This is a genomic window from Arthrobacter sp. 92 (genome assembly GCF_050260325.1).
In the GTDB taxonomy this organism is placed as follows: Bacteria; Actinomycetota; Actinomycetes; order Actinomycetales; family Micrococcaceae; genus Arthrobacter.
Genome location: NZ_CP189863.1, coordinates 3,963,836 through 3,989,610 on the forward strand (window position 1 = coordinate 3,963,836; position 25,775 = coordinate 3,989,610).

21 protein-coding genes and 2 tRNA genes are annotated in these 25,775 nt (G+C 67.3%); 6 read left to right on the forward strand and 17 right to left on the reverse strand.

Going from position 1 to position 25,775, the window contains the following annotated elements; all coding sequences use genetic code 11:
• Positions 1 to 37 precede the first annotated feature (37 nt).
• The 3 genes from ACP4XC_RS18400 to ACP4XC_RS18410 are packed head-to-tail and all read right to left on the reverse strand — an operon-like array spanning position 38 to position 2,245.
• The gene (locus ACP4XC_RS18400) at positions 38 to 1,315 is read right to left on the reverse strand and encodes an MFS transporter (RefSeq protein WP_427172149.1); all 1,278 of its coding nucleotides are present in this window, start codon (positions 1,313 to 1,315) and stop codon (positions 38 to 40) included.
• Between the two features lie 13 nt (positions 1,316 to 1,328).
• Positions 1,329 to 1,781, reverse strand: a complete 453-nt coding sequence (locus ACP4XC_RS18405) for a MaoC family dehydratase (RefSeq protein WP_427172150.1) — start codon at positions 1,779 to 1,781, stop codon at positions 1,329 to 1,331.
• Positions 1,782 to 1,783: 2 nt separating this feature from the next.
• Complete coding sequence (locus tag ACP4XC_RS18410; protein ID WP_427172151.1) at positions 1,784 to 2,245, reverse strand: FAS1-like dehydratase domain-containing protein; 462 nt, start codon at positions 2,243 to 2,245, stop codon at positions 1,784 to 1,786.
• A gap of 132 nt (positions 2,246 to 2,377) precedes the next feature.
• Between ACP4XC_RS18410 and ACP4XC_RS18415 the strand changes: the two genes are divergently transcribed.
• Positions 2,378 to 2,755: an ArsR/SmtB family transcription factor gene (locus ACP4XC_RS18415; protein WP_427172152.1), complete on the forward strand. Its 378-nt coding sequence runs from the start codon at positions 2,378 to 2,380 to the stop codon at positions 2,753 to 2,755.
• The gene (locus ACP4XC_RS18420) at positions 2,752 to 4,443 is read left to right on the forward strand and encodes a SulP family inorganic anion transporter (protein WP_427172153.1); all 1,692 of its coding nucleotides are present in this window, start codon (positions 2,752 to 2,754) and stop codon (positions 4,441 to 4,443) included. Before ACP4XC_RS18415 ends, ACP4XC_RS18420 begins: the two co-directional genes overlap by 4 nt.
• On the opposite strand, the gene ACP4XC_RS18425 is transcribed toward ACP4XC_RS18420, so the two are convergent.
• From ACP4XC_RS18425 to ACP4XC_RS18440, 4 genes are all read right to left on the reverse strand, one after another.
• On the reverse strand, positions 4,433 to 4,657 hold the full coding sequence (locus ACP4XC_RS18425; RefSeq protein ID WP_427172154.1) for a DUF3188 domain-containing protein: 225 nt from the start codon (positions 4,655 to 4,657) through the stop codon (positions 4,433 to 4,435). The two genes, ACP4XC_RS18420 and ACP4XC_RS18425, sit on opposite strands and share 11 nt — an antisense overlap.
• Before the next feature lie 135 nt (positions 4,658 to 4,792).
• The gene (locus ACP4XC_RS18430) at positions 4,793 to 5,659 is read right to left on the reverse strand and encodes an HpcH/HpaI aldolase/citrate lyase family protein (protein ID WP_427172155.1); all 867 of its coding nucleotides are present in this window, start codon (positions 5,657 to 5,659) and stop codon (positions 4,793 to 4,795) included.
• A 229-nt stretch (positions 5,660 to 5,888) separates the two neighbouring features.
• Positions 5,889 to 6,857 carry an aldo/keto reductase gene (locus tag ACP4XC_RS18435; protein WP_427172156.1) on the reverse strand — a complete coding sequence of 323 codons (969 nt, stop codon included), beginning with the start codon at positions 6,855 to 6,857 and terminating at the stop codon, positions 5,889 to 5,891.
• Positions 6,854 to 8,560 (reverse strand): glycoside hydrolase family 13 protein, encoded by a 1,707-nt coding sequence (locus ACP4XC_RS18440; protein WP_427172157.1) that lies wholly within the window; start codon positions 8,558 to 8,560, stop codon positions 6,854 to 6,856. The genes ACP4XC_RS18435 and ACP4XC_RS18440 overlap by 4 nt, the downstream gene beginning before the upstream one ends.
• Positions 8,561 to 8,693: 133 nt before the next feature.
• On the opposite strand from ACP4XC_RS18440, the gene ACP4XC_RS18445 reads away from it, so the two are divergent.
• Positions 8,694 to 9,911 (forward strand): ROK family protein, encoded by a 1,218-nt coding sequence (locus ACP4XC_RS18445; protein ID WP_427172158.1) that lies wholly within the window; start codon positions 8,694 to 8,696, stop codon positions 9,909 to 9,911.
• Positions 9,912 to 9,919: 8 nt separating this feature from the next.
• Here the strand turns inward: ACP4XC_RS18445 and ACP4XC_RS18450 are convergent, their stop codons facing one another.
• Both ACP4XC_RS18450 and ACP4XC_RS18455 read right to left on the reverse strand, forming a co-directional pair.
• Entirely contained in the window at positions 9,920 to 11,491 is a 1,572-nt protein-coding gene (locus tag ACP4XC_RS18450; protein WP_427172159.1) for a Na+/H+ antiporter, read from the reverse strand.
• Between the two features lie 86 nt (positions 11,492 to 11,577).
• Positions 11,578 to 12,237: an NAD(P)H-binding protein gene (locus ACP4XC_RS18455; RefSeq protein ID WP_427172160.1), complete on the reverse strand. Its 660-nt coding sequence runs from the start codon at positions 12,235 to 12,237 to the stop codon at positions 11,578 to 11,580.
• A 172-nt stretch (positions 12,238 to 12,409) separates the two neighbouring features.
• Between ACP4XC_RS18455 and ACP4XC_RS18460 the strand changes: the two genes are divergently transcribed.
• Together ACP4XC_RS18460 and ACP4XC_RS18465 are read left to right on the forward strand one after the other, a co-directional pair.
• Positions 12,410 to 14,533: an acyltransferase family protein gene (locus ACP4XC_RS18460; protein WP_427172161.1), complete on the forward strand. Its 2,124-nt coding sequence runs from the start codon at positions 12,410 to 12,412 to the stop codon at positions 14,531 to 14,533.
• A gap of 42 nt (positions 14,534 to 14,575) precedes the next feature.
• The gene (locus tag ACP4XC_RS18465) at positions 14,576 to 15,943 is read left to right on the forward strand and encodes a glycosyltransferase 87 family protein (protein ID WP_427172162.1); all 1,368 of its coding nucleotides are present in this window, start codon (positions 14,576 to 14,578) and stop codon (positions 15,941 to 15,943) included.
• A gap of 281 nt (positions 15,944 to 16,224) precedes the next feature.
• Here ACP4XC_RS18465 and ACP4XC_RS18470 read toward each other — a convergent pair.
• The 7 genes from ACP4XC_RS18470 to ACP4XC_RS18500 all read right to left on the reverse strand — a co-directional run bounded on the left by ACP4XC_RS18470 (position 16,225) and on the right by ACP4XC_RS18500 (position 22,925).
• Positions 16,225 to 16,298, reverse strand: a tRNA-Met gene (locus ACP4XC_RS18470).
• Between the two features lie 63 nt (positions 16,299 to 16,361).
• Positions 16,362 to 16,433: transfer RNA gene (locus tag ACP4XC_RS18475), tRNA-Thr, on the reverse strand.
• Positions 16,434 to 16,551: 118 nt separating this feature from the next.
• Positions 16,552 to 16,947, reverse strand: a complete 396-nt coding sequence (locus ACP4XC_RS18480) for a LysM peptidoglycan-binding domain-containing protein (protein WP_427172163.1) — start codon at positions 16,945 to 16,947, stop codon at positions 16,552 to 16,554.
• A gap of 237 nt (positions 16,948 to 17,184) precedes the next feature.
• On the reverse strand, positions 17,185 to 19,392 hold the full coding sequence (locus tag ACP4XC_RS18485) for a DEAD/DEAH box helicase (RefSeq protein ID WP_427172164.1): 2,208 nt from the start codon (positions 19,390 to 19,392) through the stop codon (positions 17,185 to 17,187).
• A gap of 391 nt (positions 19,393 to 19,783) precedes the next feature.
• Complete coding sequence (locus tag ACP4XC_RS18490; RefSeq protein ID WP_427172165.1) at positions 19,784 to 20,437, reverse strand: MOSC domain-containing protein; 654 nt, start codon at positions 20,435 to 20,437, stop codon at positions 19,784 to 19,786.
• 116 nt (positions 20,438 to 20,553) lie between these two features.
• Complete coding sequence (locus ACP4XC_RS18495) at positions 20,554 to 21,228, reverse strand: response regulator (protein ID WP_427172166.1); 675 nt, start codon at positions 21,226 to 21,228, stop codon at positions 20,554 to 20,556.
• Positions 21,225 to 22,925, reverse strand: a complete 1,701-nt coding sequence (locus ACP4XC_RS18500) for a sensor histidine kinase (RefSeq protein WP_427172167.1) — start codon at positions 22,923 to 22,925, stop codon at positions 21,225 to 21,227. The genes ACP4XC_RS18495 and ACP4XC_RS18500 overlap by 4 nt, the downstream gene beginning before the upstream one ends.
• 135 nt (positions 22,926 to 23,060) lie before the next feature.
• On the opposite strand from ACP4XC_RS18500, the gene ACP4XC_RS18505 reads away from it, so the two are divergent.
• A complete protein-coding gene (locus tag ACP4XC_RS18505) occupies positions 23,061 to 24,278 on the forward strand; it encodes an acyl-CoA dehydrogenase family protein (RefSeq protein WP_427172168.1) in 1,218 nt (405 codons plus the stop codon).
• Between the two features lie 6 nt (positions 24,279 to 24,284).
• On the opposite strand, the gene ACP4XC_RS18510 is transcribed toward ACP4XC_RS18505, so the two are convergent.
• Positions 24,285 to 25,655, reverse strand: a complete 1,371-nt coding sequence (locus ACP4XC_RS18510) for a glycosyltransferase 87 family protein (protein ID WP_427172169.1) — start codon at positions 25,653 to 25,655, stop codon at positions 24,285 to 24,287.
• Positions 25,656 to 25,775: the final 120 nt, after the last annotated feature.

The window sequence follows — 25,775 nt, forward strand, 5'->3', positions numbered from 1 at the left end:
CTGACCAGCTTAACCGGGATTGCCGCAGGACCGGACTTCACCCGATTTTCCGCGTCACCGGGGAGAGCAGGAAACTGGCCACGAGCATCACCATCACAGCCAGCAGCGAATGGAGGATTCCCACATGCTCGGCCAGCAGGCCCAGCAGCGGGGGTCCGCACAGGAAGGCCCCGTAGCCGATGGTGGATACCACCGACACCCGCGCCGCGGCCTTGGCAGGCTCGTCCGCGGCGGCCGACATCCCCACCGGAAATCCGAGGGACGCTCCCAGCCCCCAAATGGCCAGGGCGGCAAAGGCCAGCCACGGCACGGGGGCGAACACGAACATCCCCAGGCCCGCTATGGCCAGCGCCGCGCACCAGCGCATCACCGGCACCCGGCCGAACCGGTCCAGCACCACGGTGCCGGCAAAGCGGCCCACCGTCATGAAGGAAACGAAGATCCCGTAGCCCGCGGCGCCGGCGGCCTCGGATTGGCCGTGGCCATCGGCAAGCGCCAAGGCCACCCAGTCTCCGGCCGCGCCTTCGGCCAGGGCCAGCCCCAGCACCAGGACACCCAGCAGGAGGGTTCGGCGGTCCCGCCATGCCTGGGCGATCTGGCGTTTGTTATCCAGCGGCGCTTCCGGCACGGCGTCCTGCTGCCTGATGATCGGAATGGGTCCAGTGGACGGGTCCTCAAAGGTGTCGGGCCCCGCCGGTTTGAAGGGGCGCTCGCCCGGCACCGGGGTAACGTCTGCCCGGAACCAGGCCGCGGCAGTTGCCACGGACCCGGCCACCACCGCGCCCGCCGCCGCAAGGTGCACGGCGACCGGGACGCCCGCTGCGGCGGCCAAGGCACCCAGCCCCGCCCCCGCCACCGTGCCGAGGCTGAATGCGCCGTGCAAGCGGGGCATGATGTGCCGGCGGACGGCACGCTCCACCGCGGCTCCCTCGACATTGGAGGCGGTGTTCCAACTCGCCGTGCCAAGGCCGATGACCACCAGGCCGGACGCGACGGCCAGCGGGCTGGCGAGCACGGACGTGCCGAAACCGGCGAGAACCAGCCCGCAGCCCACCATGATGCTGCCGATCCGGATGACCCTCTTGGACCCGAGCCGGAGGACGATCAGGCCCGACGCGGACACGGAAAGGAACGAGCCCGCCGTCAGGCACAGCAGGAGCAGGCCCACGGTCCCGGGCGTCAGGTCAAGGCCGCTCCGGATGGCCGGCAACCTGGAGACCCAGGTGGAAAAGGCGATCCCGCTGGCGCCGTACGCCACCACCACGGCATTTCGCCAGTGCGTGATTTCGGGCGCAACGCGAGGGCCCCTGCTCAAAGCCCTGCCCTTGTCAGGGCAGCCGGACGAAGGCCTGGGCCTTCATCAGGACTTTCTGGCCCGCCGAGACCACGGTGAGGTCCACGCGGGCGGTGCCCGCCTCGGCGTCGAGCGCTCCGATCGCGCCGCTGACTTCGATGACGGCGCCGGCCTCGGGGGTTCCGGTGGTGTCCGCCACAAGGACCGGCTTGGTGAAGCGGGTCTGAAAATCGACGACGGCGGCCGGATCTCCGGCCCAGTCGGTCACCAGCTGAACTGCCGCGCCCATGGTGAACATGCCGTGGGCGATGACGCCCGGAAGACCCACGCTGGTGGCAAAGGCTTCGTTCCAGTGGATGGGGTTGAAGTCGCCGGAGGCACCGGCGTACTTCACCAGGTCCTGGCGCGTGACATTGATGCTGCGGCTGCCGAGGTCCTGGCCCACCGAAAGTTCAGCGAAGACGGGGCTGATGGATGCGGTGCTCATGGTTACTGTCCCTCTCCGCGGACCAGGATGGAAGACGTGGTGGTGGACACGCTCTCGCGTGAATCGTCGGCTGCGAGCGCGAAGATCTCCGAGCGGGTAGTGATCATGGCGCCGCCGCCCATGGCGCGGACGCCGTCGACATGCAGCTCGGCCACCAGACGGTCACCCGCCACGATGGGACGGTGGTGGACGAAACGCTGGTCGGCGTGGACCACGCGGGAGAAGTCGATGCCCGAGTCCGGGTCCTCGATCAGCTGCGCGTCCGCCCGTTGGGCGATGATGATGGCGAACGTGGGCGGAGCGACGAGGTCACTGTGCCCCAGGGCCTGGGCCGCGTCCACGTCGAAATGCGCGGGATGCGTGGCTTTGACGGCGCGGGCGAACTCGCGGATCTTCTCGCGGCCGACGTCGTACACCTCTGCGGCAGGGTAGCTGCGGCCCTGCAGGTCCGGATTGATACTCATGCCCCAACCCTATCGTTCCCCCGGCTCGTTTCCCGGGCGGGAGGGCGGGATGTCAGTGATATGATGGATTCATCATTTCATCAATTCACCCCCGGCGCATCAGGGCATGAGCCAGGAGACGGCAGGTCATTCATGCTTCCCGCAGCGCAGGCCCCTCTGTACGAAATCAAGGCCAACCTCTTCAAGGCCCTCGCCCATCCAGCGCGGATCCGGATCCTCGAACTGCTGGCGGCCGCGCCCGGCACCACCGCGCCAGTGAGCTACCTCTTGGCCGAAACCGGGCTGGAAGCCTCGCACCTGTCCCAGCACCTGGCCACCCTGCGCAGGCACAAAGTGGTGACCTCCGTTCGGACGGCAAATGCGGTCACGTACCGGCTGGCGCACCCCAAGATCGCCGAACTGCTCGCCATCGCACGGACCTTCCTGCTGGACAGCCTCGCGGATTCGAACGAGCAGCTCAGGCTCGCCCAGGAACTGCCCCACACTCACATGGCCGGACCCGCGTCATGAGCGCCGTCCCGGAAACGATCGCCCAGCCACGGGCGCGCCGGGCCGTGTGGAAGTTCCTTCCCTCCCGGCGCGACTACGACGGTCTGCGTACCTCCTGGCGGACCAACCTGCTGTCCGGCATGACAGTGGGGATCGTGGCTCTGCCCCTGGCCCTGGCCTTCGGTGTGAGCTCCGGCGTGGGTGCGGAGGCGGGCCTGATCACCGCCGTGGTGGCCGGCCTCGTGGCCGCCATTATGGGCGGATCAAACGTGCAGGTGTCCGGCCCCACCGGCGCCATGGTGGTGGTCCTTGCCCCTGTGGTCGCCGCGCACGGGGTGGGCAGCATTGCCTTGGTGTCGGTGATGGCCGGGCTGCTTGTGATCATGCTGGGCGTCAGCGGCCTGGGCCGCGCCGTCGCCTTCATCCCGTGGCCGGTGGTGGAGGGCTTCACTCTTGGCATCGCCGCAATCATTTTCCTCCAGCAGGTCCCGATGGCCGTTGGCACCGAGGGGATACCGGGCCACAACACCCTGCTGGCCGCCGTCGAGAGCGCCGCCAGGGCCTCCGTCCCAACGGTGCTGCAGACCCTCGCTGTGGTTGCGGGCGTGGCGGCCGTGATGTTCCTGCTCCCCAAGCTCAATAAAGCCCTGCCTGCAAGCCTCATCGCCGTGCTGCTTGCCACCGTCGCCGCCGAATTTCTCGGGCTGGATATCCCGCGCATCGGCGCGCTGCCCCACTCCCTGCCGGCGCCGTCCATGCCGTCCCTGGACCCGTCCGTGCTCGGCGGTCTGCTCATGCCCGCGCTCTCCATCGCCGCGCTCGCGGCCATCGAGTCCCTGCTCTCGGCCCGGGTGGCCGCCGGCATGGTAGGCCCGAACGGAAGGCCCACCGGGGCCTATAGCCCGGACCGGGAACTCACGGGCCAAGGGCTGGCCTCGGTCGCCGCGGGGTTCTTCGGCGGCATGCCGGCCACTGGGGCGATCGCCCGGACGGCCGTCAACGTGCGCTCCGGCGCGACCACACGACTCTCGGCCATTGTGCATGCGCTGGTGCTGCTGGCCATCATCTACCTTGCTGCGGGGCTCGTCGGCCGGATCCCGCTGGCGGTCCTGGCCGGCATCCTCATGGTCACCGCCACCCGGATGGTCTCGCGCCACACGGTGACCGCGGTCCTGCGCTCCACCCGGGCGGATGCGTTTGTGTTTGTCCTGACTGCGCTGATCACGGTGGCGTTCGACTTGATCGTGGCCATTCAGATCGGGCTGGCCGCGGCGGCACTGTTCACGCTGCGGAAGTTCGCTTCACTGAGCGGGGTTCAGCGGGAAAAGATTCCCGGGGCACCCGAAGCCGGGGACGAGCACATCGCCATCTTCCGGCTGGACGGAGCCATGTTCTTTGGGGCGGCGGAACGTGTTCTGCAGGAGATCAGCCAGGTCAAAAACATCCAGGTGGCCATCATCCGGCTCTCGCAGGTGCGGATGCTCGACGCGACGGGCGCGCACACGCTCGTTGACGTAATCTCCGCGCTGGAGCTGCGCGGCGTCACCGTCCTGCTCAAGGGGATTCAGCCTCAGCATCTGGAGCTGGTCACCAATGTGGGGGTGATCCGCTCGCTGCGGCACCACAAGCACCTGTTCACATCCCTGCCGGCGGCCGTGGAGCACGCCCGAAGCCACGTCCTGCGGAACGCGGCGGCCGCTACTGCTTGAGGTTTCTCCGGATCTGCTGGCCGCGGACCACAATGCCCACAACATGCAGGACCAGGCCTAGGCCAATGACCGGCAGGGACGCGACAGCCAGTCCCTGGTTCTGCGAGGTATTGCCCATGATGTTGAGGATAATGCCGGCGGCGATCAGCCCCATGGCGCTGAAAACGAGCACCTTGTAGGCGGTTGACGCGGTGGCCCAAAATTCGTTCAGCACCGTGCCAGTCTACTTGGCGGTCCAGCCGGCCGCGCCGAGGCCGTGAGCGTGGCCGGTCCCAAAAGACCCCGTGGACCAGATACGCGGTATCGGTCACGGGGTCCCCTTGGCTGGCGGTTCGCTGCAGGCTGCCGGCTACAACGCCGGTTGCACTCCGAAGGCTACGGCGAGCTTCATGATCTTTTCGGCGCGGCCCAGGCGGGGCAGGTCCGAGCCGTCACGGATGACGCGGCCGCTGGCTTCGAAGTCGGCCATGAAGTCCGTCGCCCAGGCAACGTCGGACGGCGTGGGGCTGATGACCTCGTTGATCACCGGGGTCTGGTCGATCGCGAGGCACAGCTTCCCGGTCATGCCCATCATCACCGTGATGCCGGTCTGCTCACGCAGGATCGGGTGGCTGGTGCCCACGGTGGGCCCGTCGATGGGGCCCGGCAGGTTGCCCACCCGGCTGGCCACCACCAGCTTGGCGCGCGGGTAGGCCATGGCCTCCTGCGTGTTGGCCATGCCGGTATCGCGCCGGAAGTCACCCGAACCGAAAGCCAGGCGGAACGCGCCCTGCGCCTTGGCGATGTTGTTCGCCTCCTCGATGCCGACGGCGGACTCGACGAGCGCGATAACCGGGGTCTTGCCGTCCATGCGGTGGAAGCTTTCGGTGACCTGGTCCGCGGACTCGGTCTTGGCCAGCATGATGCCCAGCAGGCCCGGCGTGCCGCGCAGCCCGGCGAGGTCACTGGCCCAGAACGGGCTGGTAGCGTCGTTGATCCGGACCCAGGCCTTGCCGCCGGCGGTCAGCCAATTGATCACGTTTTCCCTGGCCGCGTCCTTCTGGGACGGGTCCACGGCATCTTCAATGTCCAGGATGATCGAGTCGGCGCGGGACACCGCCGACTGGTCGAACAGTTCCGTCTTCATGGCATTCACCAAAAGCCACGAGCGGGCGATTTCGGCGGGGATGTTTCGTTCGGGCCGCACAGTTTCGACGGCGGCGGTAATAGACGTCATACATCTACCGTATCGGTCCGGACCCCCGTAACGCTAAGTAACTGCCGCCCGCGAAGCAAACAATACGACCAAAATCCCCCTTCACCGGCTGACACCCAACCTCGCCGCGCGTTGCAGGCCGAAATCCGGCGACTTGTGACCCGCCGTTTCCCCCAACTAGCTCGCAATAGATGCCGCTATGGGCTCCCATAGCGGCATCTATTGCGAGCTAGTTGGGTTGAGGGGTGGGTTAGGGGATGTCGCTCCCCCGGGCCGTGACCCAGAGCCGGTACCACTGGGCGCGGGTCATGGCAGCGGCAACACGGGCAGCGCCGGCGCAGGCGCGGATCCGGTCGGGGTTGGCCGAGCCGATCACCGGTGCGATCCCGGCTGGGTGCCGCATGAGCCAACCGAGAAGGATCGCTTCCCGGGTGGTCTGATGAGCCCTTGCCATCTCGGTGACAAGCTCACCGGTGGCGGCTTCCGCCGGAGTGGGGCTTTCCGGAGGCGCCCCGGTGTAGTGGCCGCGGGCCAGCGCCCCATAGGCCTGCAGGGTGATCCCCTGCCGGCCGCAGAACTCCACGGTGCCATGCGGGAAGCTGTAGTCCACCCCCTCGGCGTGGTTGACCAGGACAGTGCTCTCAAGCCAGGCCCGTTTCAGCAGGCTCATTTCCAGCTGGTTTGCCACCACCGGGGTCTCCAGGCGATCCTGCAGTGCCTCGATCTGCGGGGCGGACATGTTGGATACACCCAACTGGCGCACTTTGCCCTCCTGAATCAACTGCCCGACGGCGGAGGCCACCTCGGCAGGATCCGCCAGTGGATCGGGCCGGTGCAGCAGCAGGACATCCACGTAATCAGTCTTCAGCCGCTTCAGGCTGCCGTTGACTCGTTCGAGAATGCTGTTGCGGCTCAGGTCGTAGTGCGTCTCGAGCCCCCGCTCGTTGAGCCGGATCCCGCATTTGGTCTGGAGCCGGATCCGTTCCCGCAGCCCCGGGGTGATCGCGAGGACCTCTCCGAAGACAGCCTCGGACTTACCGCCACGGTAAATGTCCGCGTGGTCAAACAACGTGATCCCGGAATCCAGCGCAGCGTCAATCGCGGCGGCAGTCTGGTCCACGTGCTCAGATTCGTACGGCTCTGCCGACCAGCTCCCGCCGAGGCCCATGCAGCCGTAGATCAGCTCCTGGCCAGCCTGTCCATTCACGGAAGTGTTCACCGCAGCCAGACCGTGGTGTTGCCGGGCAGCAGCTTTCCCTCCAGGGGGGCGCTGCTGAGCAAGACCTCGCCGGCCGGGAGTACCACGGCTTCCGCACCAAAGTTGGTCACGCACTGCCAACCTCCGTGGCGGACGAACTCCAGGACGTGCGCGTTGCCCGTCTCCACCCATTCCAGCTCTTCGGCGGTCTGCAGCTCGCGCCGCAGCTTGAGGGCCTTGCGGTAAAGCTCCAGGGTGGATCCTTCGACGCCGTCCTGGGCCTCCACCGCGTAGCGGCTGAACCACTCGGGCTGTGGAAGGTGGGCGCCGTCGGCCCCGAAGCCGAAGGATGGACCTTCAACGGCCCAGGGCAGCGGCACGCGGCAGCCGTCACGGCCGATCTCCACGCCCTTGTTGCGGAAGAAGGACGGGTCTTGGCGCTCCGACTCGGGAATCTGGGCGACTTCCTGCAGGCCGAGCTCTTCGCCCTGGTACAGGTACGCCGAGCCCGGGAGCGCCAGCATCAGCAGGCTGGCGGCGCGGGCGCGGCGCAGTCCCAGCTCGACGTCCAGTTCCTCGGCGGGGGCGCCGGCCAAGAGCCAGCCCTTGCCGTCCTGGCCCTTGGCGTGCAATCCCCCGCCCATCGGCAGGCCGTAGCGGGTGGCGTGCCGGACGACGTCGTGGTTTGAGAAGACCCACGTGGAGGACGCGCCGGTTGCCGTCGCTTCGGCAAGGTTGCGGGTGATGATTTCCCGGAACTGGCCAGCATCGAAGTCGGCCTGCAGGAGGTCGAAATTGAAGGCCTGGCCCAGGCCCTGCGGGCTGGCGTAGCGGGCACGGCGGCTGGCGTGCACCCAGGCCTCGGCCACGGCGGTTCTCGGCGGGTTGTACTCGTTGAACACCTCGCGCCATTCGGCATAGACCTCGTGGACCTCGTCGCGGTCCCAGAAGGGGTGCGATCCGTCGTCGAATCCGTCGGTGCCGGTGTTCGCGGCGCTCAGTTCGGCCTTGGAGAGCAGCGGCTCAGTGAGGTCCTTGGTGAGGGCGTGCGCCACATCCACGCGGAAGCCGTCCACGCCGCGGTCGGACCAGAAGCGGAGCGTCTTGAGGAAGTCGTCGCGGATTTCACGGTTGGCCCAGTTGAGGTCCGGCTGCTCCTTGGCGAAGATGTGCATGTACCACTGGCCCGGAGTGCCGTCCGGTTCGGTGATGCGTTCCCAGGCGGGGCCGCCGAAGACCGAGTCCCAGTCCGACGGCGGCAGCTCGCCGTTCTCCCCCAGTCCGTCGCGGAAGATGTAACGCTCCCGGGCGGCGGAGCCCCGCGGGGAGGCCAGGGCTTCCTTGAACCACTCGTGCCGGTTGGAGGAGTGGTTCGGAACGATGTCGGCAATCAGCTTGATGCCGGCGGCGTGGAGGGCTGCGGACATTTCAGCGAAGTCGTCCAAAGTGCCCAGCTTGGGGTCCACGTCGCGGTAGTCATCCACGTCGTAGCCGCCGTCTGCGAGAGCCGAAGGGTAGAACGGGCTGAGCCAGACGGCGTCGATCCCCAGTTCCTTCAGATAGGGCACCTTGGCCGTGATGCCCTTGATGTCACCCAGGCCGTCGCCATTCGAATCCCAGAAGCTGCGCGGGTAGATCTGGTAGACGGAGGCCTGGCGCCACCAGTTGGGATCGGCTGCGGGGTTTGAATCGGACAGGGTTGCCAGAGTGGCGGTGGTGGACAAAGGAGATCCCTTTCATGAAGGAGGGCCGGTACGGCGTCGTGAGGACCAGGGCCCTTCGTCCGCCAGTTTATATAGAGGATAAATTTAGTCGCTCTAGTATTATGGGACCCGTCCCCTAGAGAGGTCAACACCCATGTCAGAGATAGCGGGAGCCACCCCCCACCTGTTGCGGCGGGTCAACTCCGGAGCGGTCCTCGACGTCATGCGTGCTTCGCTCGCCGTCACCGTCTCCGAACTCATGGAAGCCACCGCGCTCACACGCGCCACGGTGATTTCCGTGTGCGAGGACCTGATGCAGCGTGGGTGGATCCGTGAACTGGAAAACCAGCGGGCATTCGGCGGGTACCAGAAGGGGCGGCCGGCACGCCGGTTCGAGCTCAACGAGCGCGCAGGCTACGTCCTGGGCATGGACGTGGGCATCTCCAAGGCCACCGTGGTGGTGTCCGATCTCCGCGGCAAGGTCCTGGGCCGGTCCAGCCAGCCGTTCGCCTCGGCCGAAATCACGGCCGGGGAACGCATCTCCGTCGTCGACCGGACAGCGGTCATGGCCCTCCAGAAGGTGGGGGCCTCCCCGGACTCCGTGCTTGCCGTCTGCGCCGGAATCGCAGCTCCGGTGGACCGCAAAGGGGACGTGCTGGTGACCCAACACTTCTGGCGACTGTTCGACGTCGGCCTGAAGGCTGCGCTGCGGGACCTGCGCGGTTGGACTGTCCTGCTGGAAAACGACGCCAATCTCGCCGCGCTGGGAGAGCGCTGGCGCGGTGCGGCGGCCGGCGTGGACGACGTCGTGGTCATTCTCGCCAGTGAGCGGCTGGGTTCAGGAGTAATCGACGGCGGCCGGCTGCTGCACGGCTGTGGGGGCGGTGCAGGTGAGCTTGCCTTCCTGGACATGGTGGAGGGCGTGGGAGACACCTTCGGAATTGCGCACCTGGCCCGGACATGGGCCGCCGAAGCCCTTGCCGGGAGGGCCAAAACATTGCTCCGCGAGCACGCCAGCGACGGCGTGGAGGCCGAGCATGTCTTCGCCGCGGCTGCCGCCGGGGATGTTGTTGCCCGGCGGATCCTGGAGCGGCTGGCTGAGCGCATGGCCAGGGTCATCGCAGCCGTGGCCACCATCATCAACCCCGAGCTGGTGGTCATCGGCGGTGCCGTGGCAAACTCGGCAGGCGTGCTGCTTGAGCCCATCGCGATGCGGCTGAACGAGTTCACCGCCACTCCGCCAAAGGTGGCGGTTTCCCCTCTGGGCGACTCAATCGTGACCGTGGGTGCCGTGCGGTGCGCCCTCGATTATGTGGAGAAGAACACCCTCGACCTGGAACTGGCTCCCCCGGCCGGAGCCGTCACGTCCTGAGCGCTGGGTTATTCCGGCATGATCATGGTTCGGAGGTCCAGCTGGCGTAGCACGCGGTCCGCCACCTCGGGGTCCATGTCCGGCTCGTTCCGGGCGGCCACAACTTCCTGCCGGGCGGCGTCCAGCGCAATCGTCTGGACGGCGATGGCCAGCTCGCGGCCGCGTTTGCGCTTCTCCCCAAGGCTTTCGTTCCGGAGGCTTCCATCCAGGAGCTCGGCGTGCAGCCGCGTCATCTTTTCCTTGACCAGGGCCACCTTTTCCGGCGGAAGCTCCTTGATGAGCTCGTTGTCCTTGAGCGCGGACACCGCGGCCTGCTGGGCCCGCCGGGCCAGGAGCCGGGCAGCGTCGCGCTCTTCGGAGCCGTCCCCGGTGGCCTTCAGCACCCGCATCAGCCACGGCAGGGTCAGCCCCGGCAGCACCAGCGTGGCCAGCAGCACCGCGCACGCGATCACCAGGACCTGATCGCGCACGGGGAACGGCGTCCCGTCGGCGAGGGTGAGCGGCAGGGCCAACGCGAGCGCCAGCGTTGCCAGCCCGCGCATCCCGCACCAGGTCAGGATCAGGACCTCCTTGGCGGACGTCGGTTGCAACACGTTCTGGCGCTTCCGCGCCGCGACGGCCAGCAGGGCCAGCCAGCCGAACCGCACCGCGAACACCAGGATGCAAACCACCGACGCCGTGCCGATCATCCCGTAAATCGCCACGCCCTCTTCACGGACCACCTGACGGATCTCCAGCCCCACCAACCCGAAGGCCAGGCCCGTCACAAGCAGTTCCACCACGTCCCAGAAAGCCGTCCGGGTGACGCGTTCGGCCGCGTCCTGCGGCCGGGAGTGACGCTGCATCTCCAGTGCCGTCACCACGACGGCGATCACACCGGAGGCCTGAACCTCTTCGGCCAGGATGTAAGCGGCGAACGGCACCACCAGGGTGACCGCGCTGCGGGCCACCATGGAGGTGACCAGCCGGGTGATAAGGGCAGTGACCCAGCCCATGGCGACGCCGACCAGCACCGCCACCGCAGCCCCCACGAGGAACCTGAGGACGACGTCGGGACCTATCCTGGTGCCGGACACGGCCGCGGCAACAGCCGCCTGGAAGATGACGATGGCGGCGGCATCGTTGAAGAGGCCTTCGCTCTGCAGCACGGTGATCAGACGCCGGGGCATATGCACCCGGCCGGCCACGGACTCCACCGCCACAGGGTCCGGCGGGGCCACCATGGCGCCAAGCGCAATGGCGGCCGGGATTCCGATGCCCGGGATCATGAGCCAGGCCGCTCCGGCCACCGCCGCCGTGGACACCACCACCAGCGCCACGGCCAGCATGATCAGCGTGCGCCAGCGGACCCGGAAGACCGCCCACGAGCTGCGCTGGGCCGTGGCGAAGAGCAGGGGCGGCAGGAAGACGGGCAGGATCAGCTCGGGTGGGATGTCCATCTCCGGGAAGCCCGGGATGAACGTCAGGGACGCCGCCAGGATCAGCATCAGCACGGGATACGGCAGCCGCAGCCTGTCCCCGAGGCCCACCGCCACCACCGTGGCGAGCAGCAGACCGATGATAAGTGCCAGCTGATCCATGTGCTCACTTTCCCCGGATGGACGGCGCCCGCCTGCCAACTGATGCACAGGCCGCCTCCACCACGATATCGGGTGCGCCGCCCTGGCTACCCCGGCGGTTCCAGTGCTGCGGCAATGGGCAGAGTGCCATCCCGGAACTCGATGGTGCGGCCCGCCGTCGCCGCCAAGCCCAGCACCGCGGCTGCCACCAGCGCCACATTCGCGCGCGAGGTGTCCGTGCCGGAGGATGTGTCCGGGGGGCTGACCTCGATCAGTCCGTTGCCGGGGCCGTTGGTCAGGCTGCCAGGACCCAGGATGGTCCAGGCCAGCTCCGTGTTCCTGAGGTACTGGTCCGCGGCGGCCTTCGCCTCGGCATAGGCATGGAAACTGCTGCCCGCCGGGACCCCGTGATCCGGCCCCGCGCCCAGGTAGGACACCATGAGGTAACGCCCGACGCCGGCCTGCGCCGCCGCGTCCATGGAACGGATCGCGGCGTCCCGGTCCACCGCGTATGTGCGCTCCGGGCTGCCGCCGCCCGCGCCGGCAGACCACACCACGGCGTCATGGCCGCGGAGGACGGCGGCGATTTCCGCCGTCGTCGAGTGTTCAACATCCAGGACCGACGGCGTGGCGCCGGTGGCGGCCACGTCCCCGGTATGATCCGGGTTGCGGAAGAACGACGTGACGTGGTGACCGTCGGCCGCCAGGATTTTTGACAGTTCCAGAGCCACCTTGCCGTGGCCCCCGATGATTGCGATTCGCGTCATGGACCCATTCTGTCCCAACGGGCCCCAGCTAAGGCCCGGCTCGTGCCCAATGGCGCGGCGCGATCCGCCCGGCGGGGCCTTTCGCCGGAACTGCCGGTGGAACTCCCGGCGGGGCGGTCCAGCGCTCCCGGTAGAATACGGGCTAGTTCGCAGGCCCCTACGTGAAGGCATCATGACCCAATCAACGTCGATTCGCCCTTCCGCTGCAGCAACTCCACGATCCAAGCGCCTGGACATTCAGGGGCTGCGCGCCGTGGCTGTGCTGGCCGTGATCGCAAACCACGTCTTTGGCTTTCCCGGCGGCGGGTTCGTGGGCGTCGACGTGTTTTTCGTCATTTCCGGGTTTGTGATCACCAGCGTCCTGCTGCGCGAACATGGCCGGCACGGGCGGATCAATTTCGTTAATTTCTACAAACGCCGGGTGCGCCGCATCATGCCGGCATCAACTGTCACATTGGCGGTCACCGTTGCGGCCGCGTACCTGACATACCTGGCGGGGCGGGCGAACTCCGTACTCACCGACGGACTGTGGGCACTGCTCTTTGCCGGCAACTGGCGGTTTGCCAGCAACGGGACGGACTATTGGGCCAAGGACACACCGGTGTCTCCGCTGCAGCACTACTGGTCCCTCGGAGTCGAGGAACAGTTCTACTTCGTGTGGCCTGCCATTGTCGCGGCGGTACTACTTTTTGCCGGTGTGAAGCATGCACGAGGGCGGGCGCTCCTCGCACTGTCCCTCACGGCACTTTCGGCTGGGTCCTTCGCCTGGGCGGTGCATGAGACCGCCACCAACCCGGCCTGGGCGTACTTCTCCACCTTCTCCCGGGCGTGGGAACTGGGCGTGGGCGCGCTGATCGCCGTGGCCGCCGGGGCATTCTCCCGGATCCCTTCGGCGGTGCGGCCCGTACTCGCCGCGCTGGGGCTGGCCGGCATCATTGCCAGCCTCGCCGTGATCACCAAGGAGTCGGCGTTCCCCGCCCCGTGGGCTGCCCTCCCCGTGCTTGCCACGGCCATGGTCATCGTTGCTGGAACCGGAACCGGGAGCGGAACCGGGAGGCAAGGCCCCCGTCTTCTTACCAACCGCACGATGACGTACATGGGGGACGTCTCCTACTCGCTGTACCTGTGGCATTTCCCGGCGGTGATCCTGTGCGGCGCCCTCCTGCCCGGGTCCGGCCCGGCCTATTACCTTTCCGCGCTGGCGGCAACTGCCGTGCTGTCGCTGCTTTCCTACTACTTCGTGGAGCAGCCGGTGCTTAAATCCGCTTGGCTGAGCACCTCGCCCGCGCCCCGCCGGAGGTTCGACCTTGCCCGGGCCTCCAAACGCCAGCTCACTGCCCTGGGCCTGTGCGTTGCCGCAGTCGTGACCATCCTCTCGTTGGGCGTCACGGCGCTCGTCTCAGCGGGCGGAGGGGCCCCGGCCGCCGCTTCGCCGTCGCTGGCCGCCTCCTTGGACGGGGCGCCGGGCACGAACCAGGACAGACTCACCGCCGAACTCAACGCAGCGCTCGCCCGCACCGACTGGCCGGAGCTGAAACCGTCCCTGGATGTCATTCTTTCAGACACCCGCCCGGAGGAGGACGGGTACGGATGCGGGAAGACCGACCTGGCGAAGCCGGATTGTTCATTTGATTCCGGTAAGAGCCGGACGGTTGTGGTGATGGGCGACTCCACTGCGATCACGCTGCTGCCCACGGTACGGGCCGCGCTGGGAGATACATACAACGTCCGAGGCATGACGATGGCGGGGTGCGCCGCACTGGACATCCACGTCAAGGCGGACAAGCCCCAGTTCGCCGAGGACTGCGCGAAGTTTCAGGCCCAGTCCATCCAAACGGTCAACGCCATCAAACCCGCCATGGTGTTTATGTCGAGCACCTCGGGGGTGCTTGGCCAGCTGGTCTCCGGGGCCCCCGAAGAGCAGGCAGGTGCCGAGTGGCGGCAGGGCACAGCCAATGAATTGAAATCGCTGGCGCCCAGCGGGGCCAAGCTGTTTGTGGTGGCGGGACCGCCGATGGGCAAGCCACCGGTGGACTGCGCAACACGGACAAGCACGCCCCAGGACTGCGAGTACACCGTGCCGCCGAGTTTCACCATCACGGCCCGGGCCATGAAGGATGCCACCGACGCTGCCGGTGCAACGTTCATCGACACCCGCAGCTGGTTCTGTTCAGGAAACACATGCCCGGCGTTCATCCGGGACACCCCGCTCAAACGCGACGCCGTGCATACAACAAGGCAGTATGCCGTCCTCCTCGCGGGAGTGTTCAAGGACGCGGTGACCGCTGCAAAGTAACAGCACGGGCTGAGGGCGGGCCGCGGGCTTGGCGCCGCCGCCGTGACTCATCCGTTGCGTAAGCTGGTCCGGGAAAAGCAGCTGCACACACAAGACACGGCCGATCGGGAGAACGTGAAAAAGAAGATTGAGCTGTGGGACGTTCTGCGGATTCTGGTCCCGCTGCTCGTTGCGGCGTACCTGTTCCAACAGGCCATGCTTGATGGGCTGGACCTTAGGGTCTATTGGGCTGGTGCCAGAGAGCTTGCCACCGGCGGGGACCTGTACGCACCGGGGCTGCCGGGAACTCCATACGGTGGGATGGCATTCACCTATCCGCCGTTTGCGGCGGCGATCATGGCGCCGATGGCATTTCTCCCTGCAGATGTGGCCCTGGCGATACAAACCGTGTCCAACCTGGTGATTGCGGGTGTTCTGGGCGCCGGCATCACGCGGTACCTGATGGTCAAGGGCGCGGTGCGCGTCCCGCCCCGGGCGGCCCAATGGTGGTTGACTTCCGCGTTCGTTGCCGGCCTGATGCTGTTGCTGGGACCGTGGCGGAACTCGTTGGCGCTCGGCCAGATCAACCCCCTGCTGATGCTGCTGATCGCGGCCGACCTGCTCGGTTCGACCCGCCGCCGGCCCAACGGCCTCCTGCCACGCGGCATCCTCAGCGGCATCGCTGCAGGTATCAAGCTCACTCCCCTGGTGTTCCTGCTTTACTTTGTGGTGCGGAAGGACTTTAGGGGCGCGGCACGCATGGCGGCGAGCTTTGCGGCGACCGTGGGACTGATGGTACTGATGGCCCCCGATCTTTCGCTCCGGTACTGGCTCACGGCGCTGAGGGACACAAGCCGTGTGGGAACCCTCTCCCGCTTTGAGAACATCTCCCTGCGCGGGTTCATAGCCCGGCTCCACGTCGACGAGAGCCTGGGCAACGTCTTGTGGATTGGTGCCTCGCTGGCCGTCATTGCCCTGGGGGCAGTGATCGTCTACCGGCTGCGTTCGGCGCCGGACCAGTGGGAGGCGGTGTCCGCCACCGCCCTGGTAATGCTGCTGATTTCTCCGGTCTCGTGGAGCCACCACTGGGTGTGGGTGGCGCTGGTTGTCCCCGTCATCATTGGCCGCGCCGTTCCAGCCGGCTCCGAAGCCGGCTGTTCCGATGCCTTCAGGTGGCTGCGGTTTCTGCGGTCCTGGCCCGGCGTGCTGGCTGTCCTAACCGTTGCGGCGTTCTCCCTGCAGCCCCCCGAAGCCGCGAAATTGTCCGGCTCGCTCGAGCCCTACGCGGCCATCTCAGCATTCTCGGAACTAGTGGCCGAGAGCGGGATGTTCGCGGCCGTCCTCCTGCTGGTATGGTTCGCCGTCTCCAGGTCCGGGTCGTTGCGGTCGAATCCGCGGGCACTGCCGGAGCCCGATCCCACGGTCCTCTAATGGGCCGCCGACCAGCAGCCTGAGCAAAACCCCTCGACGAAGAGGCGCTGTCATGAAACGGCGTCCGCAACCGGGCTCTGGAGACGGCGGCTCCGGGCAACTACGGCGGAGTTGTTCGCGGCTGGCTCCCGGGGCCGCACTGACCAGCAGCTCCGGCCTGCTGAACTGCGCGCCGCTGAACGCCGCCGCGCCGGACCGCGTGGTTGAGATCACATCACAGAGGACCGCGGGCCGATACAGAAAAGTCCCCGGAATCTCCAGGATTCCGGGGACTTGCCCTGTAGCGGTGGGGAGGCTCGATCTCCCGACCTCACGATTATGAGTCGTGCGCTCTAACCAACTGAGCTACACCGCCATAAATGAGAAAAACCTATGCCAAAGCCGGTCAAAAACCGCCTTGACACAGGCTCTCATTCAGAGCCCCCCACCGGAATCGATCCGGTGACCTCGTTCTTACCAAGAACGCGCTCTACCACTGAGCTAGGGGGGCAACGAGTAAATACTCTACCCGAAGATTTCCCTCCCAACAAATCGGCATCGGGGCGCGGCCGGGGGCGCCGAAACAGTTGCGCCGTAGCGCTTTTTATGGCCTCGATTCCATGCCGAAACTACGGCAGCCGCAGCACCTGGCCTGGATAGATCAGGTCCGGATTCGGGACCGTGTCCGCGTTCGCCAAGAGAAGCGCGTCCACGCTCACGCCGAATTGTGCGGCGATGCCGGCAAGGGTGTCACCGGGTTCCACCATCACCTGCCTGGGCTGGCCCGGTTGGGCCTGAGCAGCGCCGGGCCGGGCTGCTTCGGCGTCCTGGGTTACTGACGTGTCGGTGTCCTGAAGGTTCGCTCCGGCCCCGCCGGCGGCGTCCTGCCGGCCTGTTGCCTCGACGGCGGGGGAACCAGCGGTATTGGCGTCATCAGCCCCCTCAGGGGCCGCCGTAGCGCCGTCCTGGTCCTGGTCCTTCCCGCCAACCCCGAGGTTCTTCTTCACGTTGTCTAGGAATCCCATGGGAGACGCCTTTCGGTGAGCCTGGATTTCGGAGCCTTCCGGGAGGAAGGCTTTCACAGTTGCATTCTCCGTAGCATCTCGATAGTACGGCGGCCGGGAGGGTGTTCCAAGGGTATCCCTGCCCGGAAGCCCGAGGAAGGGCTTGGAAGGACCTGGCAGCAGGCGGAAGCTGCTGTTAAACGAGGAACGGGCCGGCTCGAAAGCCGGCCCGTTCCTGATGCTAGGAACTGCTAGTGGTTACCACTTGCCCTTGCGGTTGAAATCGCGCTGTCCACCCTCGTTGCCGTGGCGGGGCTTGCGTGATCCGTCACCGTGGCCGCCGAAGCGGGAATCGCTGGCCTGCCCGCGGTTTGAACCACTGTCCGCGCCAACGCTGCGCTCGGAACGGTCACTGAAGGAGCGTCCGCCACGGTCAGCGGAGGACCGCTCGCCCTCGGTCTTGCGGAATTCACGCTTGAAGCCGCCGCTACCCTTGAAGTTGCCGCCGCGGTCTCCGCCGCCGGAGTATCCGCCGCGCTCGCCGCCACGGTTGCCCTGGTAGCCGCCGCGCTCGCCGCCGCCACCGGAGGGCTTGCGGCCGTTGTCCAGCTCGAGGTGGATCAGCTCGCCCCCGATCCGGGTGCGGGACAGGGCCTTCAGCTGATCGGGGCTCAGGTCGGCCGGGAGCTCCACGAGGGAGTGATCCGAGCGGATGTCGATGCCGCCGATCTGGGCCGAGGAGATGCCGCCTTCGTTGGCAATGGCGCCAACGATGGAACCCGGCATGACGCGCTGACGGCGCCCGACGGCGATCCGGTAAGTGGCGTTGCCCTCGGTGAGGGTGCGGGTGGGACCGCGTGAGCCAAAGCCGTCCTTGGCGCGTTCGCGCTTCTGGAATTCCGGCGCGGCCGGCAGTTCCTTGACCAGCAGCGGCTGTCCGCCCTGTGCCATGACGGCCAGAGCAGCAGCGATCTCCGCGGCTGGCACATTGTGCTCTTCTTCGTAGGAGGCGATGAGGTCGCGGAAGGCCGCAACGTCCTCGGACGCCAAGGTCTCCGTGATGCGCTCTGCGAATTTGCCCAGGCGCAGCGTGTTGACGGTCTCGGCCGTGGGAAGGTGCATCTGTTCCACCGGCTGGCGGGTCGCCTTTTCGATGGAGCGCAGCAGGTACTTCTCCCGCGGCGTCATGAACAGGATCGCGTCGCCGGAACGGCCTGCGCGGCCGGTGCGGCCGATGCGGTGCACGTAGGACTCGGTGTCGTGCGGGATGTCGTAGTTGACCACGTGGCTGACGCGCTCCACGTCGAGACCGCGGGCGGCGACGTCGGTGGCGACGAGGATGTCGATCTTGCCGTCGCGCAGGGCCTCGACTGTGCGCTCACGCTGCTGCTGCGGGATGTCGCCGTTGATGGCGGCAGCCTGGAAACCGCGGGAGCGGAGCTTGTCGGCGAGATCCTCGGTGGCCATCTTGGTCCGCACGAAGGCGATGACGCCCTCGAACTCTTCGACCTCGAGGATGCGGGTCAGCGCGTCAAGCTTGTGCGGGCCCATGACCTGCAGGTAGCGCTGGCGCGTGTTGGCGCCCGTGGTGGTCTTGGACTTGACCTGCACCTCGGCCGGGTTGTTCAGGTATTGCTTGGACAGGCGTCGGATCTGGCTCGGCATCGTGGCGGAGAACAGTGCAACCTGGCGGCCCGCGGGGGTCTGCTGGAAGATCTGCTCCACGTCTTCGGCGAAGCCCATGCGCAGCATCTCGTCGGCCTCATCCAGCACCAGGTACTGGAGTTCGGACAGGTCGAGGGAGCCCTTGGCGATGTGGTCGATCACGCGGCCCGGGGTACCGACAACAACCTGGGCGCCGCGGCGCAGGCCGGCGAGCTGGGGGCCGTAGGCGGAGCCGCCGTACACCGGCAGGACGGTGAAATCGTCGATGTGCTTGGCGTAGGAGGTGAAGGCCTCGGCAACCTGAAGCGCAAGCTCGCGGGTGGGAGCCAGCACCAGGGCCTGGGTCTTGCGGGACGGGCCGTTGAGGTCGTGGAGCTCGGCCAGACGGGACAGCGCCGGTACTGCGAATGCTGCAGTCTTACCGGTACCGGTCTGGGCCAGGCCCACGACGTCGCGGCCTTCGAGCAGCAGCGGGATGGTTGCTGCCTGGATGGGGGAAGGCTTCTCGTAGCCGACGTCCTGCAGGGCGGCAAGGACGCGGCCGTCGATGCCGAGGTCTGCGAACTTGACGCCTTCTTCTTCAGCGTCCTCTTCCTTCGCCGGGGCAACCGTGTCTTCGGTCTGGGCGTCAGCCTGCGGTGCGGCTTCGGCAGGAGCCGGAGCTTCGTGGTTCGCAGGAGCCTCGGTGAATTCCGGGGCGGAGCCGGCTGCGGGGGCAGCCGTTTCAGAAGTCTCGACGTCGGCCGGGGCAATTTCTGCGGTGATCTCGGTGTCGACGGAGTTGTTCTGATTTTCGGGCATAGGTGAAATATCCTCATTCATAGGGGCCAAGCGGCACAACCCGAGGTGAGCGGAGCCGCAGTACGCGTGACCGGAATCGCCGGACGTTTTTGACCGGCCGGTCACATAGAAGCCCGGCGCTTTCGCAATCCCGTGGCAGGACTTCCCGCTGCATCTCTTGGCTGCTATCCCAGCAGTCTGTACAGCGTTTTCTTTAGCCGGCTCTCCCTATGAAAATGCCCGCATCTCAATTGCGCGGGCCCCAACACTTACCAGTCTTGCCTCAAGAATTGGGCAGGAAATAAGGGATTTCCGGAGTGGGGGATAGTTCTATTGTAGGGCATGGATCCGCGCATGGGTAACCAGGGGGCCCACGACGGCGGTGAGCTTGCGCACACGGGCTCCCGCCTGGCTACACCCCGAGACGGCGCTGCAGCTTCTCGAACTCGTCATGGTATTCGGGCTGGAGGCGGATCTCGCCGTCGGCGTCCGCGTCCCGGAGGGCCTCCATGTCCGCCAAGGTCGGGTCGCGGAACCACTTGCCGATGGTCACGCCGTGGGTGGGAACGAAGATCCGGTGGATGTGGTCGCCGGACTGGATGGTGCCGGTGCGGGTAACCCGGAGGTAGGTCCCCACCCGCCCCGCATCCGCGAACCGTTTGACCCAGCCGGCCTCGCCCATCCTGCGCTGGAACGTGGCGCAGGGAATCCTGGGCGAGGTGACCTCAACCTCGACGTCGAGTCCAATCTTCCACCGTTCGCCGATGACCGCGTTGGTGGTTTCAATGCCGGCGACGCGCAGGTTTTCGCCGAAAATACCGGGCGGCAGCGCACGCTGCAGCTCAGCAGCCCAGTAGTCGGCGTCCTCTTGTGAGTAGGCGTACAGCGCCTGATCCTCACCGCCATGGTGGATGCGGCTGGCCTGGACGTCGCCGCGCAGGCCAAGCTTGTGGACCCTCACGGGACCGTCGACGGCGCGTTTGTCGATGGCGGTGACGCCCACGCTCCCCTCATCACTCAGGAGCTGGTATACCCGGCAGACGGCAAGCACAGATGCGGTGTCCATGGCACCAGTCTAGGTTCTCCGTCATCGATCGCCACGGCACCTTTCCCACGACCTGCCGCCGGGATTCCAGGACTCACCCCGGCTGCGTACCGCCGGTCACCCCGGCGCTCCAGCGCTCAGGGGTCGAAGCGGTATCCCATGCCGGCCTCCGTGTGGAGGTGGCGCGGGTTGGCGGGATCCTGTTCAAGCTTGCGGCGCAGCTGCGCGATGTAGACGCGGAGGTACTGGGTCTCCTTCGCATAGGCCTGGCCCCAGACCTGGGTCAGGAGCTGGTGCTGGCTGACCAGTTTGCCGGAGTTTCGCACCAGCAGCTCGAGGATGTTCCACTCGGTGGGAGTCAGGCGGACGTCCTGGCCATCCTTGACCGCCTTCCTGGCCGCGAGGTCCACCATGAAGTCGGCCGTTTCCACCGTGGGCGCCCCCCGCCCCGCCGGGGACCGCCGAGAGGCGGCGCGCAGGCGCGCCAGCAGCTCATCGAGGCCGAACGGCTTGGTGACGTAGTCGTCCGCGCCGGCGTCGAGCGCTTCCACCTTGTCCTCCGAGGCGTGGCGGGCCGAGAGCACAATGATGGGCACCTCGCTCCAGCCCCGGAGGCGCCGGATCACGTCCACGCCGTCCATGTCCGGCAGTCCCAGATCCACGACCACAATGTCCACCCGATGCTGGGCCGCCAGCTTCAACCCGTCGGCCCCGCATCCCGCCGCGAGGGCCTGGTAGCCATGGGCGCGGAGGTTGATCTGCATGGCGCGCGCCAACTGCGCCTCATCCTCGATGATCAGGACCACGCTCATATACCTGGCTCCTCGGAAAGCGGCTCGTCGGGGACTACGGTGCCAGGAAGTGGGGCCGCTGGCCGGTGGCCTGCCTGCGTTGAACCGTCCGGCCTCGGGCCCGCCCGCTTTGAAGCGGACGGCATGGAACGGGAACCCGCCCACAGCGGCAGGGTCACCACCATGGTCAGGCCGCCGCCGGGCGTCGGCTCCGCCATCAGGGTTCCGCCCATCGCTTCGGTAAAGCCGTTGGCCACGGCGAGTCCCAGTCCGATTCCCGCGCCGTGCCCGCCGCCGGTGCGCTGGGAATCGTTCAGGCGCTGGAACGGCCGGAACATGTCCAGCACGGCAGCGGGGGCCACCCCGGAGCCGTGGTCCACCACCCGGAATTCGCTGGCCGGCCGCCCGTTTAGTGCGATGCCGGCTCCCGCGCGCGCCGTCAGCACCACGTCCGCGCCCGGTGCGTACTTCAGGGCGTTCTCCACCAGGTTCGCCACCACGCGCTCCAGCATCCCGGGGTCGGCCTCAACCGGCGGCAGGTTCGGTGGCAGCTCGGAACGGATGCGCTCGGCGGGCAGGCCCCGCAGTGCCTCGGGAAGAACGTCGGCCCAAGCCAGTCCGCCCAGCAGCGGGTTGACGGAGTCAGCGGTGATCCGGGACATGTCCAGGAGATTCCCGATCAGATGATCCAGCCGGTCGGCGTAGTCCTCGATGGTTGCCAGCAGTTCCCGCTCGTCCTCGGGGGAAAAACGCACGTCCTCCTGCCGCAGGCTGCTGACGGCCAGCTTGATGCCGGCCAGCGGGGTGCGCAGATCGTGGCTGACGGCCCGCAGGATGGAGGTGCGCATCCTGTTGCCTTCGGCCAGCCGCTGGTTGTCCTGCATGCTCTCCGCCAGCTGGCGACGCTCCAGGATGGCGACGAGGAACGCGCCGAACGCGGCCAGCATGCGCTGGTGCTGCCCGGAAAACTGCTGCCCCGCCGCCGGTCCGCCGTTGATCAGCAGGGTGTACCGGGAATCGACGACGGCGGCATGGTCGGCCGCGGCATGCGTCACCGGCGGGTGGGTGCCTGCGCTGGCAAGCACGGTCCAGCCGGCGTCACCCGGCGCACTGTCCCTGCCGCCGGGGCGCGGACGTCCGCCGTGGCTTCCACTCTCCCTTCCGCCGGCCGCTGGCCTCCGTGCCACGAGCGTGACTGCGTCCAGGCCCAGGCGGTCGCGGACCTTTTCCAGGAAGGATTCCAGGCTGCCGCCCGAGCTCAGGATCCGCAGGGACAGCTCGCTCAATGCCGTTGCCTCGGCGCCGGATCTGGCGGCTTCCTGCGCGCGGCGGGTGGCGAGCCCCACCGCGAGGGCCACGCTGCAGGCCACGGCCAGGAACACGATCAGGGTGAAGAGAGTGGACGCATCGGCGATCGACAAGGACCCCACAGGGTCCGCCGAAAAGTAGTTAAGGAGCGTGGTGCCCAGCACTGCGGCCACAACGGCCGGCCAAAAACCTCCGATGGCGGCGATGGCCACGGCGACCGCAAGCTGAAGCAGCATGATGATGGCGAAATTCCGGTAGCCGGCCAGGGTCACCAGGAACTCCACTGCGGCAGGCAGGCACAGTGCCAGCCCCAGTCCCACTGCAAACCGGCGCCGGCCGACGCCCTGCACCACCTGCCGGTCCGGGCGCGGCCTGCCCCGCCCGGGTTGCATCACGTCAGCTGCGGCCATGGCTCAATCTTGGCACGGACACCTCTCCCCCTTTGCCCCGGGTCAGCCCATGACTATCGCGTGCCGCCTGCCCGGCCACCCGGACCCGCCTGGTGGAACCGCAACCGGTGACGCCCGCCCCCGTAGGATGCTCCCATGAGCAACGATGCCGATGTTCCCGCTGTCCCGGATCCCTCCGATAGCAGGGATCCCTCCGATGTCCTGGCCCTTGACGCCCTCCTGAGCGCCGAAGAGCGGGCTCTCCGCGAGCGCATACGCGACTTCACCGACCAGCGCATCCGGCCGGCCATCGGGGGGTGGTATGACGACGCTGTGTTTCCCCTGGACCTGGCCCCGGAACTGGGTGAGCTGGGGGTGCTCGGCATGCACCTGGAGGGCTACGGCTGCCCGGGGCGCTCCGCCGTCGAATACGGCCTTGCAGCAATGGAACTTGAGGCCGGCGATTCCGGCATCCGGACATTTGTCTCGGTGCAGGGCTCACTGGCCATGACCGCGATCCACAAGTGCGGTTCCGAGGAACAGAAGCAGGAGTGGCTCCCCCGCATGGCCGCCGGCGAACTCATCGGCTGCTTCGCCCTGACAGAGCCCACCGCCGGTTCGGACCCGGCTTCGATGACCACCTTCGCGCGCCGCGACGGCACCGGCGACGACGCTGGCTGGGTGCTGGACGGCGCCAAGCGGTGGATCGGGCTGGCCTCGGTGGCGGGCGTGATGGTGGTGTGGGCCATGACCGACGACGGCGTCCGCGGCTTCCTGGTGCCCGCCGGAACGCCCGGGGTCACGGCCACCCCCATCGGACGCAAGCTCTCGATGCGCGCCTCCATCCAGTGTGATGTGGAGTTCGACGGCGTCCGGCTGGGACCCGAGGCCCTGCTGCCGGCCGCCCGCGGGCTGCGCGGACCGTTCACGTGCCTCAACGAGGCCCGCTACGGCATCGCCTGGGGGGCCATGGGAGCGGCGCGGGACTCTTACGAGGCCGCACTGAAGTACTCGCAGGAGCGGCTCCAGTTTGGCAAACCGCTGGCCGGTTACCAGCTAACGCAGGAGAAGCTGGTGAACATGCTGCTGGAAATCCAGAAAGGTACCATGCTGGCGCTCCATCTGGGCCGGCTCAAGGACGCCGGGCAACTCCGGCCGGAGCAGATCTCCCTCGGCAAACTCAACAATGTGCGAGAAGCCATCGTCATTGCACGCGAGGCCCGCTCCATCCTGGGCGGCAACGGCATCACGCTGGATTACTCTCCGCTGCGGCACGCGGCCAACCTGGAGTCGGTGCGCACCTATGAGGGAACCGACGAGGTCCACACCCTGGTCCTGGGGCAGCACATCACCGGTTTGGGCGCCTTCCGCTAGCGCCGGCTAGGCGGACACCGAGTCGCGCCGAAGCACCACAAGCCAGCAGCCCATGAGGGCGAGTGCACAGAACACCCCCGCGCTCGAGGCCATGATCCACAACCCCGGGGTCTGAACATCGAGGTCGGTGGCTCCCAGGGCAAGGCCGATGGTCTTGGGCGAGAAGCAGAAGACCAGAACAGAGGCCGCCAGGACCGCGCCCATCAGCCACCGGGCCAGGGCATGCCGCCGTGGCGTTTCACGCAGAGTCCAGGCAAAGGCCGGAAGGACCGCCGCCATCCACACCCAGTGGTGGGACCAGGAGACCGGGCTGATTAGCAGCATGGTCAGTGCCGTTGCCGAAATAGCCACCACCCGGCCGCCCTGTTCGCTGGCGGCCTTGATGATGGCCGCCCCCAGTGCCACCACCAGCAGGCTCAGCACCAGCCAGGGCACCGTCACCGCGGACTCGGGGACGCCGAAGTGCAGGAGGGCGCCTTTGATCGACAGGTTATCCACGTACCCGGCGCCCCCGATCCTGGACGTGTCCGGAAGGGTGTCCAGCCAGAACTGAAGGGATTCCACGGGCCGCACCAGCCAGCCCACCACAACGGTGAAGGCAAAGCCCGCCCCCATGTTCAGCAGTCCGCGCCAGTCCTTCCGCATGAGGAAATACAGGCCGAACACCAGCGGCGTCAGCTTGATGCCGGCAGCCACACCCACCAGAAAGCCGCTGCCCGGAAAATCACGGCCCCGGCGGTTCCGGGCCAGGAGGTCAGCCGCCATGAGCCCCATCAGCAGGATGTTGATCTGCCCGAACGCCAGGCTCTCGCGCCATGGCCCCAGGTTCACGAAAGCCAGCAGTAGCACCGCCGCTCCCCAGCGGTTCCGGGTCCTGGCCAAAGCGTCCGGGCCGAAGCCCGGGGCACCGAAGGTGGCGCGCCAGTCCTGCTTGGCGTTCCAGTACCGCACTGCAAGCACTCCAAACCATGCGGCCACCGCAACTCCGGCCGCGTTGAACATCATCAGCGCGGATTCCTCGGACGTCCTGGCCAGCAGGCTGAAGATAAGGGCGGCGAACGGCGGATAGGTAAAGGGAAGTTCGGGACCGCCGGCCCATGCCTCGGTCAGCCGGTAAAGGCCCGACGGCCCCGCCCCGGCATCGTTGAGGATCATGCCGCCGTGCCAGTAGACACTGAAGTCCAGGCCCTGCTCAGCCCACGCATCCAGCCTGGAACCCAGAAACAGCACCACCGCCACCACGGGCAGCCAGGTGAGCAGTTCGGCCAAAGCTCGTCCTGCGAGCCGCCACCCACGGGACCGGACGACCGGAGTGCGCGCGGGCGCGCCCGTCCGGCTGCCGGCGTCGAGCATGTTGTCGGCGTCGAGCAGCGCCATTCGTTACCCCCCATGGTTGGTTGCCGCGTCGAGGGGCGCCGCGACATGTGCCACGGCACCGGCGCGGAAGAAGCGCCTCGTTCCCACATCTTACTGAAGGCGCCGCTTCCTCTCCGGCAG

What these genes read in the sequence shown, in the direction of transcription:
- ACP4XC_RS18405 (WP_427172150.1), bottom strand. Translation starts at nt 1,781, where the DNA reads ATGAGCACCGCATCCATCAGCCCCGTCTTCGCTGAACTTTCGGTGGGC.
- ACP4XC_RS18410 (WP_427172151.1), bottom strand. Translation starts at nt 2,245, where the DNA reads ATGAGTATCAATCCGGACCTGCAGGGCCGCAGCTACCCTGCCGCAGAG.
- ACP4XC_RS18415 (WP_427172152.1), top strand. Translation starts at nt 2,378, where the DNA reads ATGCTTCCCGCAGCGCAGGCCCCTCTGTACGAAATCAAGGCCAACCTC.
- ACP4XC_RS18420 (WP_427172153.1), top strand. Translation starts at nt 2,752, where the DNA reads ATGAGCGCCGTCCCGGAAACGATCGCCCAGCCACGGGCGCGCCGGGCC.
- ACP4XC_RS18430 (WP_427172155.1), bottom strand. Translation starts at nt 5,659, where the DNA reads ATGACGTCTATTACCGCCGCCGTCGAAACTGTGCGGCCCGAACGAAAC.
- ACP4XC_RS18445 (WP_427172158.1), top strand. Translation starts at nt 8,694, where the DNA reads ATGTCAGAGATAGCGGGAGCCACCCCCCACCTGTTGCGGCGGGTCAAC.
- ACP4XC_RS18450 (WP_427172159.1), bottom strand. Translation starts at nt 11,491, where the DNA reads ATGGATCAGCTGGCACTTATCATCGGTCTGCTGCTCGCCACGGTGGTG.
- ACP4XC_RS18455 (WP_427172160.1), bottom strand. Translation starts at nt 12,237, where the DNA reads ATGACGCGAATCGCAATCATCGGGGGCCACGGCAAGGTGGCTCTGGAA.
- ACP4XC_RS18460 (WP_427172161.1), top strand. Translation starts at nt 12,410, where the DNA reads ATGACCCAATCAACGTCGATTCGCCCTTCCGCTGCAGCAACTCCACGA.
- ACP4XC_RS18480 (WP_427172163.1), bottom strand. Translation starts at nt 16,947, where the DNA reads ATGGGATTCCTAGACAACGTGAAGAAGAACCTCGGGGTTGGCGGGAAG.
- ACP4XC_RS18485 (WP_427172164.1), bottom strand. Translation starts at nt 19,392, where the DNA reads ATGCCCGAAAATCAGAACAACTCCGTCGACACCGAGATCACCGCAGAA.
- ACP4XC_RS18490 (WP_427172165.1), bottom strand. Translation starts at nt 20,437, where the DNA reads ATGGACACCGCATCTGTGCTTGCCGTCTGCCGGGTATACCAGCTCCTG.
- ACP4XC_RS18495 (WP_427172166.1), bottom strand. Translation starts at nt 21,228, where the DNA reads ATGAGCGTGGTCCTGATCATCGAGGATGAGGCGCAGTTGGCGCGCGCC.
- ACP4XC_RS18500 (WP_427172167.1), bottom strand. Translation starts at nt 22,925, where the DNA reads ATGGCCGCAGCTGACGTGATGCAACCCGGGCGGGGCAGGCCGCGCCCG.
- ACP4XC_RS18505 (WP_427172168.1), top strand. Translation starts at nt 23,061, where the DNA reads ATGAGCAACGATGCCGATGTTCCCGCTGTCCCGGATCCCTCCGATAGC.
- ACP4XC_RS18510 (WP_427172169.1), bottom strand. Translation starts at nt 25,655, where the DNA reads ATGGCGCTGCTCGACGCCGACAACATGCTCGACGCCGGCAGCCGGACG.